This window comes from Lentibacillus kimchii (assembly GCF_055381965.1).
The window spans coordinates 1,761,320-1,781,592 of the sequence record NZ_AP043934.1 but is presented as its reverse complement, the minus strand read 5'-3'; the positions used below and the strand labels follow the sequence as shown (position 1 = coordinate 1,781,592).

The following is a 20,273-nucleotide window of genomic DNA, read 5'->3' as shown; positions in this document are numbered from 1 at the left end:
AACTGAAATGAGTCAGAGACTGGCATTTATTTGACTTCGCTCAAGATGGCATTTCAGGAGCAGAAGTCCAATAGTTGGTGTCAGTCTCTTTCTATGTTGTATGCTGAATACATGAGCTAACGTCAGCTCTCACATATTTCGAATGATAAATGGCTGCCTGCAGATTAGAGCTTGAAACCCAGTCTTGATGGAGGTACCTTACAAAATGACTAAAGAATCGATACAACTTCCTCTTCTACCATTGCGCGGGCTGCTTGTTTTCCCTTCCATGGTGCTGCATATCGATGCTGGCCGTGATAAATCAGTCGCTGCTCTGGAAAAGGCTAAGATGGAAGATAAGACGATTTTCCTTGCGGCCCAGAAGCAAGTGAGTGTTAAGGAGCCTGGACCCAGCGATGTTTATCCAGTGGGAACAGTCGCGTATATTAAACAGATGATGACACTTCCCAATGGAACGATAAGAATCCTGGTGGAAGGTCTTTATCGCGCGGAAGTCAACCAATTTACAGATGACGATAAAATGCTCGCAGTTGACATCAATGAACTGACAGATGAACACGATGATGCGGATGAAGAGGAAGCATTAAAGCGTTCCTTGCTCAACCAATTTGAGCGATACATAAATGTCTCAGAAAAACTGACAAACGAAACACTGGCTGCTGTTTCTGATATTCAAGAACCAGGCAGACTGGCCGATATTGTAACCTCACATTTGTCTCTGAAAATACCAGACAAGGAAAATCTTTTGGGAATGGTGAATGTCAAAGAACGTTTGAACCATTTGCTGGAGTTGCTTTCAAACGAGAAAAATGTACTGGATCTCGAAAAACAGATTGGACAGCGTGTCAAACAGTCGATGGAAAAAACGCAAAAGGAATATTATTTGCGGGAACAGCTAAAAGCTATCCAGACGGAATTGGGTGAGAAAGACGGCAAATCCGGAGACGCTGAAGAGCTCCGTGAAAAAATTGAGGCTTCTGATATGCCCGGCCGGGTAGCTGATGCGGCCAGAAAAGAACTCGCACGATTTGAAAAAGTCCCCCAAAGCTCAGGGGAGAGTTCGATCATTCAAAATTATATTGAGTGGCTGGTGGCATTGCCATGGACAGTTCAGACCGAAGATACGTTTGAAATTGATCGAGCTGAAGCAACGCTCCATGAGGATCATTATGGACTTGAAAAAGTAAAGGAACGTGTGCTTGAGTATCTGTCCGTTCGAAAACTGACTCAATCGATTAAGGGTCCGATTCTGTGTCTGGTCGGTCCGCCTGGTGTTGGTAAGACATCACTGGCTCAATCGATCGCCCGCACGATTAACCGGCATTTTGTTCGCATGTCGCTCGGGGGTGTTCGTGACGAAGCTGAAATTCGTGGACACAGACGTACTTATATTGGTGCGATGCCCGGTCGTATTATACAAGGAATGAAAAAAGCAGAAACGGTTAACCCCGTGTTTTTGCTCGATGAAGTGGATAAAATGGCCAGTCATTTCAATGGTGATCCGTCGTCTGCGATGCTTGAAGTGCTGGATCCGGAACAGAACAATCAGTTCAGCGACCACTACATTGAAGAAACGTACGATTTATCCAATGTCATGTTTATTACGACGGCTAACGATGCAGGCAGCATACCGGAACCACTGCGGGATCGTATGGAACTGATTACCATTTCCGGCTATACTGAAATTGAGAAATTACACATCGCTAAAGATCACTTATTGCCGAAGCAGCTGATGGAAAATGGATTGGGCAAAAGTGACCTGCAGATCCGTGAAGAAGCACTGTTGAAGTTAATTCGAATGTACACACGTGAAGCAGGTGTTCGCGGCTTGGAACGGCAGCTGGCTAATCTCTGCCGGAAAGCGGCGAGAATCATGATTTCCGGTGAAAAAAAGCGCGTTATTGTCACGGAGAAGAAATTAGAGGAACTTCTGGGTAAACCGCTTTTCCGATATGGACAAATGGAAGAAGAGAATCAAATTGGAGCAGCAACAGGGCTCGCTTATACGACGGCTGGCGGTGACACGTTATCGATTGAAGTATCACATTATCCCGGGAAGGGCAAATTAACTCTCACCGGGAAACTAGGTGATGTCATGCAAGAATCTGCCCAGGCTGCCTTCAGCTATATCCGGGCGCGTGCAGAAGAACTCGAAATTGACCCGGACTTTCATGACAAATATGATATTCATATTCATGTTCCCGAAGGTGCCACGCCCAAAGACGGACCTTCAGCTGGCATCACGATGGCTACAGCTCTTATATCGGCTCTGACAGGACGGGTTGTTAAGAAAGAAGTAGGCATGACGGGAGAAATAACACTGCGTGGTCGTGTATTACCGATAGGCGGATTGAAAGAGAAATCATTGAGTGCCCATCGTGCTGGGCTCACGACCATTATTATTCCAGAAGACAACGCCAAAGATATCGAAGACATACCCACAAGTGTGCGTGACGCGTTAACCTTTATCAAAGTTAATCACTTAGACCAAGTGTTAACACATGCACTGACGGAGGAGAAAACATGAAAGTAACAAATGCTGAAATCGTCATAAGTGCCGTGAGCCAAAAACAGTACCCGGCTGACAAGCTTCCTGAGATCGCTCTGGCCGGCCGTTCCAATGTCGGGAAATCGTCATTTATCAATAAGCTTATTCAGCGAAAAAATCTGGCCCGTACCTCCTCAAAGCCTGGCAAAACACAAACGTTGAATTTTTATAAAATCAATGACCTATTCTACTTTGTTGATGCTCCTGGTTATGGTTATGCCAAAGTATCGAAACAGGAGCGTCAAAAGTGGGGTGTCATGATGGAGGAATATTTTGCGACGCGTGATGTGCTGAAGGCTGGTATGCTGATAACGGATATACGACATGAACCGACTGATGGAGATGTGCAGATGTATGATTACTTGAAATACTTTGAACTGCCGGTTTTGATCGTTGCAACGAAGCTTGACAAAATCTCAAAAGGCAAGCGCGCTAAACATTTGAGCCAGACAACTCAAGCATTCAATATTGAACCTGAGGATGCGATTATACCCTTTTCCGCTGAAACGGGTGAGGGAAAGGATGACGTCTGGCGCAGAATCAGACAATATATCTGATTAGATATGATCCTTCCGGTATACCGGAAGGATTCGTATCTAACCTAATAGTATTTAAGCTGATATTTTGAAATTTCTATGGGCTAGTGACGGAATGCTTTATTCAACACGTGTTTGGGTTTCAAAGTCCGTTCACATTTTAAATAACGTTCGACGTCTATTCATGTTATAATAAAGATTAACTGATGTTTTGTTGGGGGTATAGCAATGGATTTACTTAAAGTTGGTTTTGATTATAAATCAGCCCCTCTGGAAATCAGAGAACGGTATGTGATTTCTGAAGATAAGCTCGATCAGGCAATGGTGCAGCTCAAGAGACAAAAAAGTATTCTTGAAGATGTGATTATCTCCACGTGCAATCGGACGGAAGTTTTTGCTGTAGTTGATCAGGCTCATACAGGGCGTTATTATATTAAACAGTTTTTGGCTGATTGGTTTCAGGTTGACTTGAGTTTTTTGTCATCTTATCTGCGTATAGCTGAAGGTGACGAAGCAGTTGATCACTTGTTCCGTGTGACAACCGGACTGGACTCAATAGTCTTAGGCGAGACCCAGATAATAGGCCAAATGAAGGCTGCTTTTTCTACGGCACAAAAACAACAAACGACTGGAACGATTTTTAATGAATTGTTCAAACGAGCAGTTACGTTTGCCAAAAAAGTTCATAAAGACACAACCATTGGCCAGCAGGCAGTATCGGTCAGTTATGCCGCGGTGGAACTTGCCAGGAAGATATTTGGTGATTTACAGAAACGGCATGTCGTTATTCACGGTGCTGGTGAAATGGGCGAACTAGCCGCGAAAAACATGCATGGATCAGGAGCTTCTGACATCACTGTTGTTAACCGGACATTTGCCAAGGCCGAGTCTCTGGCACAAACTTTTCAGGGTCAGGCGAAACCGATTGAACAACTGCAGGAACAACTGCAGAATGCGGATATTCTGATTAGCTCAACAGCTTCTGATTCTGTTGTATTAACCAGAGACTTTATGGAAACCGTGCAGCGAAAACGCAAAGGGCGGCCACTTTTCATGGTTGATATTGCTGTTCCAAGAGACATGGATCCAAAAATTGGCGAGCTCGATGATGTATTTTTGTATGATATTGATGATCTGCAGCATGTCGTTGACGAAAATCTGGCATCCAGAAAAGCAGCTGCAGAAGGTGTTGAAACAATGCTTGATGATGAGATTGCTGCTTTTAATGAATGGGTCCAGACACTGGGCGTTGTTCCAGTTATATCGGGACTTCGAAAGAAAGCACTGGCCATTCAAACGGAAACGATGAAAAGCATTGAGCGGAAAATGCCTGACTTAACTGAACGTGAAAAAAAGGTCTTGAATAAACATACAAAAAGCATTATCAACCAGCTGTTAAAACAGCCGGTAACACAAGCAAAAGAGTTAGCTGCAGCTGATAGAAAAGAGGAAGCGCTCCAGCAATTTATTGCGACTTTTGGAATAGAAGATGAAGTTAATGAGGAATCAGAGAGACAGGCGGAAAAATACAGCAGTACGAATTTAAATGAACATACGCCTTCTCCGGCTACGAACAGTTTATCATCGCCTTAACAGGAAAGGGTTGCTGTTATGGACGCAGTTAAATGGTTTCAGGAAATAATACTGGTCATTTATAGTTTGAGTCTCGTAGGGTATTTTATCGATTTTATACAACCCGACCGGAGGGTCAGCAGAATGGCCTTCTGGCTCCTGTGTGTGGTTTGGCTCTTGCAAACGGTGTTTTTATTGCAGCAAGTTTTTGTAGAAAAAGGCTTTCCGGTCTTAACGCTGAATGACGGGCTTTTGTTTTATTCCTGGATTCTTATTTCTTTTTCACTTGTTATCAGTAAATTTTCACGTGCTCAGTTAACGCTGTTCTTTTTGAACTTGCTTGGGTTTTTTACGCTTTTATTCTCGATCTCAGCCAAAATGTCAGAGCAAGCGCCTGAACAAGGGGCTGGCCTGATTCATGAGATGCTGATAGCGCATATCACTCTGGCCTTCGCTGCGTATGGTTTTTTCACCGTTTCGTTTATTTTTTCTCTCATGTATCTTATTCAATACAGGCTTTTGAAACGGAAAAAAGGTTTTCGCTGGGTATGGCAGATTGGTGATCTGTCTCAGCTCGATACGTACTCGTTTAAAGCTATAACGCTCGGGGTTCCATTACTAACGATTGCAATCGTACTCGGGGTAACCTGGGCGTATTTTGCCGGCGCTGAATTTTACTGGTTTGATCTGAAAACGCTCGGATCACTGCTTGTTCTCGGACTCTATGTCCTATATCTTGTGCTGAGATTAGGTAAAGGCTATCAGGGAAAAGCTATTTCCAGCTATAATTCGGCAGCCTTTCTGCTTTTATTAATTAATTTCTTTCTGTTTAGCAGTTTATCGAACTTTCATCTGCCGTAGAAGACGTAAGGAGGATTCCGGATGCGTCAAATTGTCGCAGGAACGAGAAAGAGCAATCTTGCCCTGACCCAGACAGATTGGGTTATTGATCAATTGAAACAAGCTGGTATTACGAACGATATTCAGGTTGAAAAAATTGTCACACAAGGTGACCGGATTTTGAATGTAACCTTGTCTAAAGTTGGCGGCAAAGCGCTGTTTGTTAAGGAAATTGAAAAGGCCATGTTCAACAAGGAAATTGATATGGCTGTCCATAGTATGAAGGACGTCCCATCAGAAATGCCTGAAGGGCTCGTTATCACAACGATTCCGGTCAGAGAGGATCACCGTGATGCCTGGATTGCCAAAGATGACATTCCATTGAAAGACTTACCGGCAGGATCCATTGTTGGTACCAGCAGTTTAAGGCGTAAGGCTCAAATACTGGCGGAACGCCCTGACCTGGAGATCAGCTGGATCAGGGGAAATATTGAGTCACGCATCCGGAAATTGTATGAAGAAGACTATGATGCTATTGTACTGGCTGTTTCCGGGTTAAAACGTGTTGGTTTAAGCGAGGAACTGATTACTGAGTATTTGGAGCCTGACGTATGTGTTCCTTCTGTCGGACAGGGTGCACTGGCGATTGAGTGCCGGGAAGAAGATTACGAGCTGCGCGACCTTTTAGCTCTCATTCATGATCAGGAAACAGCACAAACGGTGACGGCGGAAAGAACACTCCTCAAAATACTTGAAGGCAGCTGCTCGGTACCGGTTGGCGGTCACGCACGGCTGGAAAATGGTGATATTCATATGACGGCGTTTGTTGGCACAACCGATGGTGAAACGCTGTTACGGGAAAATGTGCAGGGAACGGATCCGGAAGAGGTTGGCGCAGAAGCAGCGAATAAATTAATCGGTCGCGGTGCTAAAGACATTATTGAGCAGATAAAAGAGGAGCTTGACAGTTAATGGTCTCCGGGTTACAAGGAAAACAGATTCTGATCACCCGTGAGGAAAAACAAGCCAGTGTTTTTGCCGATCAGATTTCGCAGTATGGCGGTGTGCCCGTTCAAGTGCCGCTGCTGAAAATCACTTGTCAGCATCATACGTCCAACAAAGAGCTTCTCCGCAGCCCAGGCACATACAAATGGCTGTTTTTCACGAGTGCTAATGGCGTGTCCTGTTTTTTTAACTTTCTAAGCGAGGAACAGGCAGTGCAGGATTTTACAGCCGGCAGCAAGTTTGCGGCTGTAGGCCGTAAAACGGCACGTGTGCTGGAAAGCTATGGGTATCAGGCTGATTTCATACCAACAACCTATAATGCCGAGACGATGACGCGTGAGTTTTTCTCTGAACACACACAACTGGAAGAACCCGTATTGCTTATCCAGGGCAACTTATCCCGGCGTATACTGCCTGTATGGTTCAACGAACAGGGGATTCGTTATAATACCATGGAGGTGTACAGAACAGACGTTCATCATGAGATGAAAGACCAGCTCAATGCTACAATCACCCAGCAGAGATTTGATGCCATAACATTTACCAGTCCGTCGTCAGTTAATGCCTTCATGGAGATGAAAAACGTTCCGCTTGCAGATGCGACGCCTATCTGTTGTATTGGGACAACAACCGAACAAAGGGCAGCGTCATTTGGATTTCGCAATCTGCTTGTCCCGGAGGAATTTACAATCGGTGGTATGGTGAGGAGACTGGAAACTTATTTTACAAAGAATTGAAAGGACCGATAATCATGCAACAGACATGGGAATTTAAAAGGCATCGTCGTCTGCGTTCATCCGCAGCAATGCGATCGCTTGTCCGTGAAAATCACTTGACTACAGATGATTTGGTTTATCCGCTATTTATTACAGAGGGCGACGCTATCAAACATGAAGTTCCCTCAATGCCAGGCGTTTATCAACTATCGCTTGATCAGCTGAAACAGGAAATGGATGAATTGCAAGCACTCGGTATCAAGTCGGTGATGCTGTTTGGTGTTCCGGATGAAAAAGATGAACAGGGCAGTGGAGCTTACGCGGAAGATGGCATTGTTCAAAAGGCCACACGGCTTATTAAACAAGAGGCACCGGACATGCTCGTCCTCGTTGACACGTGTTTATGTGAGTATACATCACACGGCCATTGCGGCGTGATTCACAATGGTGATGTTGATAATGATAAATCACTGGAACTGCATGCCAAAACAGCTGTTTCACAAGCAGAAGCGGGTGCAGATGTTATTGCCCCATCCAGCATGATGGACGGATTTGTAACGGTGATTCGGCAGGCACTGGATGAAGCAGGATTTGAAAATATTCCAATTATGTCTTATGCGGTCAAATATGCCTCGGCATTCTTCGGTCCATTCCGGGAGGCAGCGGGCAGCGCGCCGCAATTTGGTGATCGCAAGACGTATCAAATGGATCCGTCCAACCGCCGTGAAGCATTAAGAGAAGCAGGGACAGACGTCGACGAGGGTGCAGACTTTTTAATCGTTAAACCTGCTTTATCATTCCTGGATATCGTTCGTGACGTGCGCAATCATTTTGATACGCCGGTTGTTGCTTACAATGTAAGTGGTGAATATGCTATGATAAAAGCAGCTGCATTGAATGGCTGGATTGATGAACAGCAATTGGTTCTGGAGAAATTAACAGCCATGAAACGTGCGGGTGCTGATATCATTATTACGTATTTTGCTAAAGATGCTGCGGCATGGCTTCAAAACTAAATTTTTCTTGAGGTGATCATATTGCGTCAGTTTGACAGATCAAAGGAAGCATATAAACAAGCCGTGAATTTAATGCCCGGCGGTGTCAATTCGCCTCCAAGAGCATTTAAATCAGTAGATATGACACCGATATTCATGGATCAGGGGAAAGGTTCTAAGATATACGATATTGATGGCAATACTTACATCGATTATACGCTTAGCTTTGGGCCGCTCATTTTGGGACATGCTGATGATCGTGTTGTCTCTGGTCTTCAGGAAGCTGTTCAAAAAGGAACAAGTTTTGGTATGCCGACTTTAAAAGAAAATCAACTGGCTGAGCTTATCAAGGAGCGTGTGCCGTCCATAGAAATGCTGAGAATGGTTAACTCAGGGACGGAAGCAACCATGAGCGCCTTAAGAGTTGCCCGCGGTTATACTGGTCGCAATAAAATCCTGAAATTTGAAGGGAACTATCATGGCCACAGTGATTCTCTGCTGATTAAGGCTGGATCTGGAGTAGCAACGCTTGGACTGCCTGACAGCCCGGGCGTTCCAGAGTCAATTGTACAACATACTATTACAGTTCCCTATAATGATATGGACAGTGTACGTTATGCATTTTCCGAATACGGTGATGATATTGCAGCTGTGATTGTTGAGCCGGTTTCAGGAAATATGGGTGTTGTGCCGCCACAGGCTAATTTCTTGCATGATCTTCGGGACATAACGGACGATAATGGTTCACTTCTTATATTTGATGAGGTTATGACCGGCTTTCGCGTTGATTATAATTGTGCTCAGGGGTATTTTGGCGTAACACCTGATATGACTTGTTTAGGAAAAGTGATCGGTGGTGGTCTGCCGGTTGCTGCTTATGGGGGCAGACGTGAGATTATTGAGAAGGTTGCCCCGACTGGTTCGGTTTATCAGGGTGGTACCTTATCAGGAAATCCTTTGGCCATGACAGCTGGTTATGAAACATTAAATGCGCTGGATCAAACAGCTTATGAAGCCATTAATCGTAAAGTGGACAGACTTATTGAAGGATATGAGCAAGCATCGATTGATTATGATATCCCGCTTCAGGTCAATCGGGCTGGATCAATGGTTGGCTTCTTCTTTACAAATGAGCCAGTGATTAATTTTGAAACAGCGCAAAGGGCTAATGTCGATTATTTTGCTCAATATTACCGGATGATGATTGAAGAAGGCATCTTTTTACCGCCATCACAGTTTGAGGGTGTTTTCCTGTCAACGGCTCACACAGATAATGATATCGAGCAAACGATTGAAGCCGCACGTAGAGCATTCTCTAAAATTGAAAAATAACACTGATAAAAGCTATTCCGAAACAGGAATAGCTTTTATTATTATCGGGAATGTGCCTGTTTTTTGTCCAAAAATCATATCACCAGTCACATTCGCATATAGTTGCATTGAGGCCGTCAAGTATATGACGCATAGGCAGAAGGGAGGAAATCTTAGTGGAAAGCAATCAGGAAATCTTTCGTTTTGATCTGGATGAATCACTTTATTTTGAGACAGGACAGGAAGTTGGTGAAATGACTGGCATTTCACTGGATCCGGAAATTTCGATACACCCCCTTAATGATTATGTATCCATAAAAGGCGTGATGGAACTTCGGGGTTCTTATTTGAAAGATGCTGCCCGGGAGCCGAAAGAAGAAGAACTATCGGAATTTGCGGAAGATCAAGCCAAACGTTATATCGAAAATGTGGTGAGCGTTGATGAGGATCAGGCTGAATTCTCGCATCGTTTTCCAATTGAAATTTCAGTTCCGACGCATCGCGTGCACAATACAGATGATGTAACAGTCAATATTGGCGCGTTCGATTATGAGCTCCTCAATCCGAATCAGCTGAAATTACAGTCAACTGTTGAAATACGGGGGGTCAGTGCTGAATCGTCTCAACCGCCCGACAGTAATTTGGAAACAGCGGATTCACCAGAGTTGCTTAGGGGCAGCGGGGATTCGTTTGCTTTTGATTTGAAAATGGATCAGGAAGACGAAAGCACTGACGAACAGAACGCAGCTGATATGACACCTCCTCCGGCATTGTCACAGGAGACAGCCCCACTGGAAGATGAGGATCCGAAACAGACATCACCTTCACCTGAAAAGGAACGATTGAAACATAAAAAATCCCAGACACTGTCTGAGTTTTTCGGAACAGAAGAAAAAGCCAATCCAGAAACGCTGGAGCAAGAGTCAAGCTTAGGGACGACATCATCGGAGGATTATGCGGAACCGGCTTCAGCGGCTATAGAACTAACGGAAGAAGACTACGAGAACGACAGTGACGAAAGCTCTTCGTCTCTGGAAGAGATACGTTATTTGGCCGATATGTTCGGCGATGATGAGGAAGAAACGCATAGTAAAATGCGGTTATGTATTGTGCAAAGAGATGATACGATCGAGTCCATTGCGGAGCGGTATGAGATTTCGGCTATTCATCTATTAAGGCAAAATCGGTTTGCGGAAGAAGAAGATCTGGAAGAGGGACAGCTCCTTTATATTCCACATAAAAAGAATTCATAGTTATTAATACACCCCTTGCTTTTTTCCGGTAAGGGGTGTCTGTTTTCGGAATATAGCACTCAAACTGACTGACGATGTTCAGGATATCCAGAATACGTTCTATAAGGGGTGGCAAGCATAATGGAGGCAATCAGGAGCATAATGAAAGAATATGGAATTATGCTGGATCAGACAGAACAAGTGTCACCACGTTTGTATAAAGTGAGTGTTGGCCAGGATGTCTATGCCTTAAAAAAGAGCCGGCTCACCAAGAATACGGTCGAGGCATGGGAACAGGTCTATCATCAGGCTCATGCCAGGCAGCTGTCAGCGATTCTGCCTGTCTTTTTAACCCAGCAATCACGCTTATATGCAGCAGACGACGATGCTTACTATTATTTGACGCCTTGGGTCCCTGATGCTGAATTAACGCATGAGAAGAGTGTACGTCACACATTTGAGGCGATTGGGGATCTGCATGCCAGGACAAAAACCCCTATTTCAATTGATATCAATTCGGTTAAGCATTATTTTAATGATTATCAGAAAATAAATACTGAACGCCGTCATGAATTAATTCGCAGCATTGATCAATTTGAGCAAAGCCGTTATATGTCACCATTTGAATTGCAAGTGTGTACGCATTACCGTGTATTGGTAAAGGTATTCACAGAACTTAATTACCACATTGATCATTTTATCGAAGAGCTGGAATTGAATTCAGATTGGCATTGCAGTTTATGTCATAGGCACTTAACGTTACCCCATGTACGTCATAACAGGGATACCCTGTTTTTGAATTGGGAGTATGCTGCCTATGATCATCCCGTCGTTGATCTAGCGATGCTGTTTCATGGGATGGCTAAGACCTTCGACGAGAATTTGGGTCAGGTGGTCAGCCTATTCCCGGTCTATAATCAGCAAAATCCGTTGATGACAAGTGAACAACATCTGCTGGCCATTCATCTGCTGGATCCAGCAGCTTACATATCGTTGGTTGATGACTATGTGCAGAGTCCGAGGCAGCAAACAATGATAGAACGAACCCAGCAGCTGGAGATCGCATTTCGGCAGCTTAATGCGGGACTTGCCTGGTCAGATTTTATGGCTCATGCTGAGAACAGCTATGAAGATTCAGCGGGAACAGAAACTTAAATCCATTCTAAATAAAAGGCGATGAATAAACCAACAAGTGCACCAAGCAGGAAAACATCCAGTGAAGTTGGAAAGAGAAGCGTGCGAATGAGCTGAAAGATTAAGACAGGCAAGGTGACTTTTTCGACAACGGTTATGCAATTTCTAGCCCAGGACGGCAGCCGGTATCGGTAATGACGGGACATTCTTGTTCACCTCTTCCGTTTTGTATTATACTATGTATAAATAGGTTGGTTCTGTGCTAATCTTATGGGATATAGTTGATTTTCTCGGCAGACATGATAAAATGAAAAAACTAAAAGACTTATATTGTGTGAAAAGCTTAGAATGGGAAGAGTACAGAATGAAGGCTCTGAAGAGAGGGAGCGTGTATGGTGGGAACCTCCCGGGCGCAATCATTTTGGAAGGTCGCCCAGGATGCTGCTTCTTTGAATTCAGTAGAGGGAGCCGGCTGAGTCCGTTATCATGTTCCTGCGAGAGTGCATGGGTTTGGTATGCCCATGAATGAAGGTGGTACCACGGAGAAGATCCTTTTCGTCCTTTTATGGATGGAAAGGTTTTTTTAATGGTCTTAACGACTGACATAAGGAGGAATTAGGATGGGAAAAGCTAATGAAACGTCGATGCCATCGAAGTATAACCCACATGACATTGAACAGGGTCTTTATAAATTCTGGGTGGATGGTGATTTTTTTGAGCCGGCTGACGATAAGACAAAAGAGCCGTTTTCGATCGTCATCCCGCCGCCAAACGTCACAGGACGTCTGCATTTGGGACATGCCTGGGATACGACAATGCAGGATACCATTGCCAGAATGAAACGGATGCAAGGCTATGATGTGTTATGGATGCCTGGTATGGATCATGCTGGAATTGCAACACAGGCTAAAATTGAAGCACAATTACAAGAACAGGGGCAAAGCCGTTACGATCTGGGCCGGGAGAAATTCCTGGAGGCCGCCTGGGACTGGAAAGAGGATTATGCTGCGTTCATCCGCTCACAGTGGGAAAAACTGGGGCTCGGTCTGACTTATTCCCGGGAGCGGTTCACACTGGATGAAGGCTTGTCTGATGCTGTCCGTGAGGTGTTTGTCAGTCTGTATGAACAAGGCTTAATCTACCGTGGTGAGTATATTATCAACTGGGATCCGGATACCCAGACAGCTCTGTCGGATATTGAGGTGGAATATGCAGAAATCGAAGGCAAGTTCTATCATATGCGGTATCCGATTAAAAATAGTGATGAAATGATTGACATTGCCACAACCCGTCCGGAAACAATGCTTGGTGACACAGCGGTGGCAGTTCACCCCGATGATGAACGATACCAGCATCTGATTGGTCAAACAGTTGTCCTGCCTATTGTCGGCCGGGAAATGGACATTGTCGCCGATTCTTATGTTGATATGGAAATGGGCTCAGGTGCGGTGAAAATAACCCCCGCTCATGATCCGAATGACTTTGAAATTGGGAATCGCCACGGCCTTGAACGGATCCTTGTCATGCATGAAGATGGTTCTATGAATGAAAACGCCGGCCAGTATCAGGGTATGGACCGATTCACATGCCGGAAACAAATTGTCAGTGACCTGCAGGAGCAGGGCGTCTTATTTGAAATTGAAGATCATGTTCATCAAGTCGGTCATTCAGAACGAAGCGGAGCTATTGTTGAACCGTATCTTTCTACCCAATGGTTTGTTAATATGCAGCCGCTTGCTGATGCTGCTATTAAACTTCAAAATGGAGAAGAAAAAGTTAATTTTGTTCCTGATAGGTTTGAACAGACTTATCTGCATTGGATGGAGAATATTCGTGATTGGTGTATATCCCGGCAGCTTTGGTGGGGCCACCGGATTCCCGCGTGGTATCATAAAGAAACTGGCGAGGTATATGTCGGCAAAGAGGCGCCGGCTGATATTGAAAACTGGGAGCAGGACGCTGATGTTCTTGATACATGGTTCTCTTCCGCATTATGGCCATTTTCAACCATGGGCTGGCCAGATGAAGAAGCGTCTGATTTCAACCGGTACTTCCCGACAAATGTGTTGGTTACAGGCTATGATATCATCTTCTTCTGGGTAAGCCGCATGATTTTTCAATCAAAACAATTCACGGGCGAACGTCCGTTCAAAGATGTGCTGATCCATGGTCTTATTCGTGATTCCGAAGGCCGTAAAATGAGCAAGTCACTTGGAAACGGTGTTGACCCAATGGACGTGATTGACCAGTATGGTGCCGATTCACTGCGATACTTTTTGCTGACAGGCTCAACACCTGGACAGGATTTGCGATTTCATTGGGAAAAGGTTGAAGCAACATGGAATTTTGCCAACAAAGTTTGGAATGCGTCCCGTTTTTCCTTAATGAATATGGGTGACTTATCTTACGATGCTATTGATTTAACAGGTGAAAAATCACTCGCAGATAAATGGATTTTAACACGCCTGAACGAGACGATTGAACACGTTACCAAAAACACGGATAAATATGAGTTTGGTGAAGCAGGGCGCCACCTCTACAACTTTATCTGGGATGATTTGTGCGACTGGTACATTGAAATGGCAAAATTACCTTTATACGGGGATGATGAAGAACACAAACAGACAACACGTTCGGTGCTTGCCTATGTTCTTGATCAGACGATGCGTATGCTGCATCCGTATATGCCATTTGTTACGGAAGAAATATGGCAGAAACTTCCTCATAAAGGGGCATCGATTACAGTTGCCAAATGGCCGGAGCCCCGGGCTGAATTTCATGATGATAAGGCTGCCAGTGATATGAAACGGCTTGTAGCGATAATTAAATCAGTGCGCAATAGCCGCGCGGAGGCAGACACGCCTCTGTCGAAACAGATTCAATTGTATATCAAGCCGGAAAATGATGCGATTCGTGCTGAACTGGAAAACAACCGTCATTATTTAGAACGTTTCTGCAATCCGAGTGATCTCATTATTGCCACGGATGTGGAAGCGCCGGAGAAAGCCATGTCAGCCGTTGTCACAGGAGCAGAATTATTCCTGCCTCTGGAAGGTTTGATCGATATTAATCAGGAAATTGCACGGCTGGACAAAGAATTAACCAAATGGACGAATGAAGTGGAGCGTGTCCAGAAAAAGCTGGCCAATGAAGGGTTTGTAAATAAGGCACCACAGCAAGTGGTTGACAGCGAACGGCAAAAGGAACAAGACTACCTTGAAAAACAAGCTAAAGTGCAGGAACGACTGGAAGAACTAAAGAATTGAAAAACAAGCGGGAATCCTCTCTAGTCAGGGATTCTCGCTTTTAATATGCTGAATATAGTGTCTGAGAATATTAACATCACTGACTGCGCTCAACGTCCGGGATCCAACAACATCTTCTATTTCGTTGAAGATAAACCTTCCGTTCTGATCAAGCAGAAAGTCGATTCCCACCATCCCAAATTGAAAAGAAGCTGTAATTCGGCTGACGATAGCAACTTCCTGACTGCTAAGCCGATACCAAACCGCCGAACCGCCTAATTTGTAGTTGGCCCGGAAATCATGGTCGCTTTTTCGCAGAACGGCTCCAATAATCGTGGAGCCGACAACAAATACACGCACGTCACGGCCTAGCTGAATATGCTGCGCTGACTGAATAATTAAGTCATCCGGGAAGCATATATCTTTTAACTGTTCCCATTCAGGGGTGTTTGTAACTAAATAAACATTCTGACCGCCTCTGCCGCCAGCTTCTTTCATAACAAAGGGATATGCCATCGGAGCCTGTTCTGTGAGCCCGCTGTTTGGATCGACAAACAATGTATCATTTGTGGGAATCCCCAGCGAACTCACATGACTGTGCGTCAGACCTTTATGATTGCAGATACGAGCTGTATCAGCGTTGTTATACACGCTGATGCCCAGGCTTTCAAGATGCTGGTTCAAAAGCGGCTCAATGGTACGGACAACCGCAAAATCAGGCCGGGTCACAACCCCGCCGTTAAGGTGTATAGCTGGCTCACCATCGCTGATGCCAATGGTTAAATTCTCTCGCAGTATCAGCCGGAGGTTTACTTGTTCATGAGCTGCCTCAGTCTGGAACCAGCGGATAAAATGTTTATTGGTTTCAGCGTCTGTTTTACGGTAGATCAGCCAGCCTTCCATGGTTATGCCTCATTTCTTGTTGGATATAAGCCATCATCGCATCTGCTGCGTTGATACCGGTACAATCAAAGAGATTACGGATATGAGCATTTGAATTGATTTCACAAATAATCGGCGTACCATCAGGGCCAATTAATAAATCCACACCTGCAAAATCGGCACCAATGACTTTTGCCGTGGCAATTGCGAGACGTTCTTCTTCTTGTGTCGGCTGATAAGCCTCCATTGTTCCGCCTGTTGTAATATTAGAGCGAAAATCACTGGCCGAATGCCGCCTCATGGCAGCAACAACCTTATTGCCAACGATATGCAGACGTTTATCTTGTCCATAGCTGGACGCGATAAATTCCTGCATCATAAATGAACGCCCTTGCAGCTGTTGTATCGTATCAGTCAGTTCCTGTTGATTATGAATAAGATGCACTTGTTCACCAAATGAACCGAATGCTTCTTTAACAATCAGGGGAAAACCTAACAGCTGTACAGCTTTCTGATAGTCATCGATCGTATCAGCCCCGGTATTATAAAAAGCTTTAGGTGCGATAACGGTTTTGGGAACCGGGAAATTATGAGCTGCCAGCACTTGATAGGAGGCGATTTTATCGTCGCTTGCGGCAATCGCTTCTGCATGATTGAAAACACGAATTCCCATCAATTCCAGCTGCCTGGCCAAATAAATATCTTTATCGAGAAAGACAACAAAATCAGGCCTGGTTTCTGTATCAACCAGACCGACTGAATCAGATGTCAGGCAGCTCAGCAGATGATTATTTTTGTAAATTGTTGTTCGAATGCCCTGATTAGCGGCGGCGCGCTGGATCCATTCAGCAAAATCACGGAATTTCGTTCCCGGCAGGTAGCCGTTGTAGACAATCCAACCAGTAAGATTCATGGGATTATGTTCCTTTCTTCATGCAAATTGCAAGGGTCTACTGCTATAATGATGTTGTTTGAAACTGCACCTGACTTAAACGAAGAGAGGTGTTCGTATGTTTGACCAGTATCAGCAAGTGGAACAGTTTCTGCAAAAACGGCGGCAATATGGTGTGAAACCTGGTCTGGAGCGGATTAATAAGCTGCTGTACTTACTCGGCGACCCGGAAAATAACATACAGGCCATCCACATTGCCGGCACAAACGGAAAAGGATCCACAGTTCATTATTTAAAAAAAGCTCTAATGGCAAATGGTTTTCATGTTGGTGCGTTTCAGTCTCCCAGTCTAACAGGCTATACAGGTCATATAACGCTTAATGATACCAGCATACCAGAAACGGCTTTTGTATACTATGCTAATATAATTTATCCTGTCGTGGAAAGGCTTGATGCTGTTAATCATCATCCAACGGAGTTTGAAATCATAACTGCTATGGCGTTTTTATATTTTGCCGACACGACGGATATCGCATTAATAGAAGCCGGTATGGGGGGGCGGGCGGATACGACCAATTGCTTCATGCCTCTTCTGTCCATTATAACAAACGTATCCTGGGATCATACGGCATTTTTGGGTAAGACACTGGACGCGATTGCCTGGCACAAGGCTGGGATTATTAAAGGGAATAAGCCGATTATTGCCGGGGAAATGAACCAGGATGCACGTTCTGTTATTGAACAGGAGGCTTCTTCCCAAAATGCTCCGCTGTATTTAGCAGATGAGGCGTTTCATTACAAAACCGCTAACAGTAATGGATCAGAGCTGGCCTTTAACTGGCTGTCAAACGCGGGTGACCAATTGGAGATAACACTGCCGACAGCTGGTGTTTATCAGATAAACAATGCGTCACTGGCTGTCATGGCTCTTGTATTGCTTAAAGATATCGGTTTTCAGCTGGACATGCAGGTGAGCGCCCGTGGGTTAGCTGAGACCCGTATACCCGGCCGGTTTGAACAAATGCATACCAGACCAGCAATCATTCTGGATGGCGCCCATAATCTGGGTGGCGTGCGGGCTTTCACCACTGCTTTACAGTATCATTATGCTGACGCAGATAAACATCTGATTTTTGCCGCATTTCATGATAAAGATTTAAAAAATATGCTGGACGAACTGGAACCGTACTTTTCATCAGTAACCCTGACAACATTTGATCATCCACGGGCTGCCAGCCTTGAACAGCTTCAGAACAACAGTCATCATCAGGCTCAACAAGCCGTGCAGGACTGGCGAAAGGCTATCAGGGATATGTCTTCTGCCAGGGAGAATGACTGCTGCTGTATAACCGGGTCCATGCAGTTCATAGGAATGGTTCGAGCGTATATGCATGATGGTCCTTGTCCTGAATGAAAAACAGGAGCAGTTATGTGAAGCGCTTTAAATAGCTTATTATGTTGAATGATGCTGAAAGTTTTTCTGATAGGAAGACACGTTTCGCCTTAATTTGAACCGTCCATATGCTAAAGTTGGACAAACTGGCATATATGGAGGGGAGGGAGATATGTGCGTAAAACTAACAAAGTTGATATTTGGATAAACGGTAAAAAGATCAAGCAGACACAAAACGATAAAGCCCCGACTAAAAAGCGCGACCAGAAAGATTCCAGTGATGAACATGCTGCTGCAGTCGACGATACTGAGATCGTCAAGACAACTGAACAAGATCAAACGAGTAGACATACTGGCAGTGCTTTTACCCGCAACTCAAAAGTTAAAGACCTTAAACCCTTTTTCCTTGCAGCGTTTTCAGCGATTGTGATTGGCTCTCTATTAGGTTTTTTTCTATTGAATATGTTTGTCGACATCAATGCGGACATGAACGGCCATGAAAGCAATCGTCCTTCTGCAGCTGGTGCCGATGAAAAAGGAGACGGTACAGCTCAAGCTGATTCGGAGGGGCAAGGTACAACTGGTTCCTCTGTCCAGCCTGAGTCGGCTTTCGTTCTGCAGGCTGGCAAATTCAGTGACCAGTCTAATGCCCGCAGCAAAGCGGACGCGTATCGTGCAGCAGGTTATCCAGGCGTTGTCTGGGAAAAAGATGGATTCTTTTTTGTGTTATCAGGCATTGCCGGCTCAGCTCAAAAAACTGAAAAAATGGCAAGTGAACTGGACGACAACGACATGACAGTTTACGTTAAAAAATGGAAAACAGCATCTGTAGAAAAAGAATTGGCACAATCTGACAAAAAATGGCTGCAAACATTCACAGAGCAATGGCAGGCATCACTTAAACAAGTGAGCGCAGGTGAGTCTATCTCTAAAAAAGCGTGGTCAGAAGTTGTCAATGCTGTCCCTGCAGATACAGATCAATTGTCTGAACTTACAGCGTCTTTGACAGATCAGCAGCCACGCATGGGTGAAGGAGATGAATGGCACGATCAGCAAATACTTTTAAGCCTGTGGCAAAAAGGGAATCAAATCCTGCACTGACAATAAGGTGTCAGATGTAATTTTATGTTTTAACAGGCTGAGCAGGATACACTTGGTGATTTTATCTGGCACATTTTTGAATAATGGATGGGCTTCTGTTCGTGGAAAGCAATTCTTGTGTGTTTGTCCACCAGATCCAAAACATATATGCTAAAGATATATTTGTATAGGAGGATTGCTGATGAACTTACCGACCATTATGTTAAAAGATGTGCCAAAAGAGGATCGCCCTCGTGAACGGTTGTTAACGTTTGGACCAGACCACCTGTCTAATCAGGAACTGCTTGCGATCTTGATTGGCAGCGGTACGAAAGACGAATCTGTCATGATCTTAGCCAATCGGATTTTGATGCATTTTGAGGGCATCCGTCTATTACAGGATGCTACGATTGAAGAATTAACGGCAATAAAAGGCATCGGCACTGCTAAAGGTGTTTTGCTTTTGTCAGCTCTCGAACTGGGCAGGCGCCTGCACCAATACAGACCGGATGAGCTGTATGTTATTCATTCACCGGAAGACGGTGCTGATTACGTCATGGAAGAAATGCGGCATTTGAATCAGGAACATTTTGTCACGTTATTCTTAAACACTAAAAATCAAATCATTCACAGGCAAACCATTTTTATTGGAAGTCTCAATGCCTCCATTGTCCATCCACGTGAAATTTACCGTGAAGCTGTTAAACGGTCAGCTGCTTCAATTGTATGCGCACATAATCACCCCTCCGGCGATCCGGCACCTTCTCAAGAGGATATTCACGTAACCAGGCGTTTAGTGGATTCAGGTAAAATGATCGGTATCGAACTTTTGGATCATTTAATTATTGGTGATCGAAAATTTATTTCATTAAAAGAAAAAGGATACTTATAA

Annotated in this window: 17 protein-coding genes and 1 other annotated feature; of the genes, 14 read left to right on the top strand and 3 right to left on the bottom strand. The window is 44.5% G+C overall.

Annotated elements, in window-relative coordinates:
• Positions 1-205: 205 nt before the first annotated feature.
• From lon to ACZ444_RS09530, 10 genes are all read left to right on the top strand, one after another.
• Complete coding sequence (lon, locus tag ACZ444_RS09575) at positions 206-2,527, top strand: endopeptidase La (protein WP_382360614.1); 2,322 nt, start codon at positions 206-208, stop codon at positions 2,525-2,527.
• Complete coding sequence (yihA, locus tag ACZ444_RS09570) at positions 2,524-3,105, top strand: ribosome biogenesis GTP-binding protein YihA/YsxC (protein WP_382360617.1); 582 nt, start codon at positions 2,524-2,526, stop codon at positions 3,103-3,105. The genes lon and yihA overlap by 4 nt, the downstream gene beginning before the upstream one ends.
• A 207-nt stretch (positions 3,106-3,312) precedes the next feature.
• Positions 3,313-4,677: a glutamyl-tRNA reductase gene (gene hemA, locus ACZ444_RS09565; protein ID WP_382360620.1), complete on the top strand. Its 1,365-nt coding sequence runs from the start codon at positions 3,313-3,315 to the stop codon at positions 4,675-4,677.
• A 123-nt stretch (positions 4,678-4,800) separates the two neighbouring features.
• Entirely contained in the window at positions 4,801-5,517 is a 717-nt protein-coding gene (ccsA, locus tag ACZ444_RS09560) for a cytochrome c biogenesis protein CcsA (RefSeq protein WP_382360623.1), read from the top strand.
• A 21-nt stretch (positions 5,518-5,538) separates the two neighbouring features.
• Positions 5,539-6,468: a hydroxymethylbilane synthase gene (gene hemC / locus ACZ444_RS09555; RefSeq protein WP_382360626.1), complete on the top strand. Its 930-nt coding sequence runs from the start codon at positions 5,539-5,541 to the stop codon at positions 6,466-6,468.
• Positions 6,468-7,238, top strand: coding sequence for a uroporphyrinogen-III synthase (locus tag ACZ444_RS09550; protein WP_382360629.1), 771 nt, complete (start codon positions 6,468-6,470; stop codon positions 7,236-7,238). The genes hemC and ACZ444_RS09550 overlap by 1 nt, the downstream gene beginning before the upstream one ends.
• A 14-nt stretch (positions 7,239-7,252) precedes the next feature.
• The gene (gene hemB, locus ACZ444_RS09545; protein WP_382360632.1) at positions 7,253-8,233 is read left to right on the top strand and encodes a porphobilinogen synthase; all 981 of its coding nucleotides are present in this window, start codon (positions 7,253-7,255) and stop codon (positions 8,231-8,233) included.
• 21 nt (positions 8,234-8,254) lie between these two features.
• Complete coding sequence (hemL, locus tag ACZ444_RS09540) at positions 8,255-9,544, top strand: glutamate-1-semialdehyde 2,1-aminomutase (RefSeq protein WP_382360635.1); 1,290 nt, start codon at positions 8,255-8,257, stop codon at positions 9,542-9,544.
• Between the two features lie 155 nt (positions 9,545-9,699).
• The gene (spoVID, locus tag ACZ444_RS09535) at positions 9,700-10,776 is read left to right on the top strand and encodes a stage VI sporulation protein D (protein ID WP_382360638.1); all 1,077 of its coding nucleotides are present in this window, start codon (positions 9,700-9,702) and stop codon (positions 10,774-10,776) included.
• Between the two features lie 141 nt (positions 10,777-10,917).
• Positions 10,918-11,910, top strand: a complete 993-nt coding sequence (locus tag ACZ444_RS09530; protein ID WP_464433286.1) for a phosphotransferase — start codon at positions 10,918-10,920, stop codon at positions 11,908-11,910.
• Here the strand turns inward: ACZ444_RS09530 and ACZ444_RS09525 are convergent.
• Complete coding sequence (locus ACZ444_RS09525; RefSeq protein WP_382360644.1) at positions 11,907-12,095, bottom strand: hypothetical protein; 189 nt, start codon at positions 12,093-12,095, stop codon at positions 11,907-11,909. The two genes, ACZ444_RS09530 and ACZ444_RS09525, sit on opposite strands and share 4 nt — an antisense overlap.
• A 129-nt stretch (positions 12,096-12,224) precedes the next feature.
• Positions 12,225-12,455: a binding site (T-box leader), on the top strand.
• Between the two features lie 54 nt (positions 12,456-12,509).
• Here ACZ444_RS09525 and ACZ444_RS09520 point away from each other — a divergent pair.
• Positions 12,510-15,155, top strand: a complete 2,646-nt coding sequence (locus ACZ444_RS09520; RefSeq protein ID WP_382360647.1) for a valine--tRNA ligase — start codon at positions 12,510-12,512, stop codon at positions 15,153-15,155.
• A 24-nt stretch (positions 15,156-15,179) separates the two neighbouring features.
• Here ACZ444_RS09520 and ACZ444_RS09515 read toward each other — a convergent pair whose 3' ends face one another.
• Complete coding sequence (locus tag ACZ444_RS09515; RefSeq protein WP_382360650.1) at positions 15,180-16,037, bottom strand: ATP-grasp domain-containing protein; 858 nt, start codon at positions 16,035-16,037, stop codon at positions 15,180-15,182.
• Positions 16,012-16,929: an ATP-grasp domain-containing protein gene (locus ACZ444_RS09510; RefSeq protein ID WP_382360653.1), complete on the bottom strand. Its 918-nt coding sequence runs from the start codon at positions 16,927-16,929 to the stop codon at positions 16,012-16,014. The genes ACZ444_RS09515 and ACZ444_RS09510 overlap by 26 nt, the downstream gene beginning before the upstream one ends.
• A 97-nt stretch (positions 16,930-17,026) precedes the next feature.
• Here ACZ444_RS09510 and ACZ444_RS09505 point away from each other — a divergent pair, with 97 nt between their 5' ends.
• From ACZ444_RS09505 to radC, 3 genes are all read left to right on the top strand, one after another.
• A complete protein-coding gene (locus tag ACZ444_RS09505; RefSeq protein ID WP_382360656.1) occupies positions 17,027-18,322 on the top strand; it encodes a bifunctional folylpolyglutamate synthase/dihydrofolate synthase in 1,296 nt (431 codons plus the stop codon).
• A gap of 153 nt (positions 18,323-18,475) precedes the next feature.
• Entirely contained in the window at positions 18,476-19,402 is a 927-nt protein-coding gene (locus tag ACZ444_RS09500; RefSeq protein ID WP_382360659.1) for a hypothetical protein, read from the top strand.
• 181 nt (positions 19,403-19,583) lie between these two features.
• Positions 19,584-20,273, top strand: a complete 690-nt coding sequence (radC, locus tag ACZ444_RS09495; protein ID WP_382360661.1) for a RadC family protein — start codon at positions 19,584-19,586, stop codon at positions 20,271-20,273.

What these genes read in the sequence shown, in the direction of transcription:
- lon (WP_382360614.1), top strand. Translation starts at nt 206, where the DNA reads ATGACTAAAGAATCGATACAACTTCCTCTTCTACCATTGCGCGGGCTG.
- yihA (WP_382360617.1), top strand. Translation starts at nt 2,524, where the DNA reads ATGAAAGTAACAAATGCTGAAATCGTCATAAGTGCCGTGAGCCAAAAA.
- hemA (WP_382360620.1), top strand. Translation starts at nt 3,313, where the DNA reads ATGGATTTACTTAAAGTTGGTTTTGATTATAAATCAGCCCCTCTGGAA.
- ccsA (WP_382360623.1), top strand. Translation starts at nt 4,801, where the DNA reads ATGGCCTTCTGGCTCCTGTGTGTGGTTTGGCTCTTGCAAACGGTGTTT.
- hemC (WP_382360626.1), top strand. Translation starts at nt 5,539, where the DNA reads ATGCGTCAAATTGTCGCAGGAACGAGAAAGAGCAATCTTGCCCTGACC.
- ACZ444_RS09550 (WP_382360629.1), top strand. Translation starts at nt 6,468, where the DNA reads ATGGTCTCCGGGTTACAAGGAAAACAGATTCTGATCACCCGTGAGGAA.
- hemB (WP_382360632.1), top strand. Translation starts at nt 7,253, where the DNA reads ATGCAACAGACATGGGAATTTAAAAGGCATCGTCGTCTGCGTTCATCC.
- ACZ444_RS09530 (WP_464433286.1), top strand. Translation starts at nt 10,918, where the DNA reads ATGAAAGAATATGGAATTATGCTGGATCAGACAGAACAAGTGTCACCA.
- ACZ444_RS09525 (WP_382360644.1), bottom strand. Translation starts at nt 12,095, where the DNA reads ATGTCCCGTCATTACCGATACCGGCTGCCGTCCTGGGCTAGAAATTGC.
- ACZ444_RS09520 (WP_382360647.1), top strand. Translation starts at nt 12,510, where the DNA reads ATGGGAAAAGCTAATGAAACGTCGATGCCATCGAAGTATAACCCACAT.
- ACZ444_RS09515 (WP_382360650.1), bottom strand. Translation starts at nt 16,037, where the DNA reads ATGGAAGGCTGGCTGATCTACCGTAAAACAGACGCTGAAACCAATAAA.
- ACZ444_RS09510 (WP_382360653.1), bottom strand. Translation starts at nt 16,929, where the DNA reads ATGAATCTTACTGGTTGGATTGTCTACAACGGCTACCTGCCGGGAACG.
- ACZ444_RS09505 (WP_382360656.1), top strand. Translation starts at nt 17,027, where the DNA reads ATGTTTGACCAGTATCAGCAAGTGGAACAGTTTCTGCAAAAACGGCGG.
- radC (WP_382360661.1), top strand. Translation starts at nt 19,584, where the DNA reads ATGAACTTACCGACCATTATGTTAAAAGATGTGCCAAAAGAGGATCGC.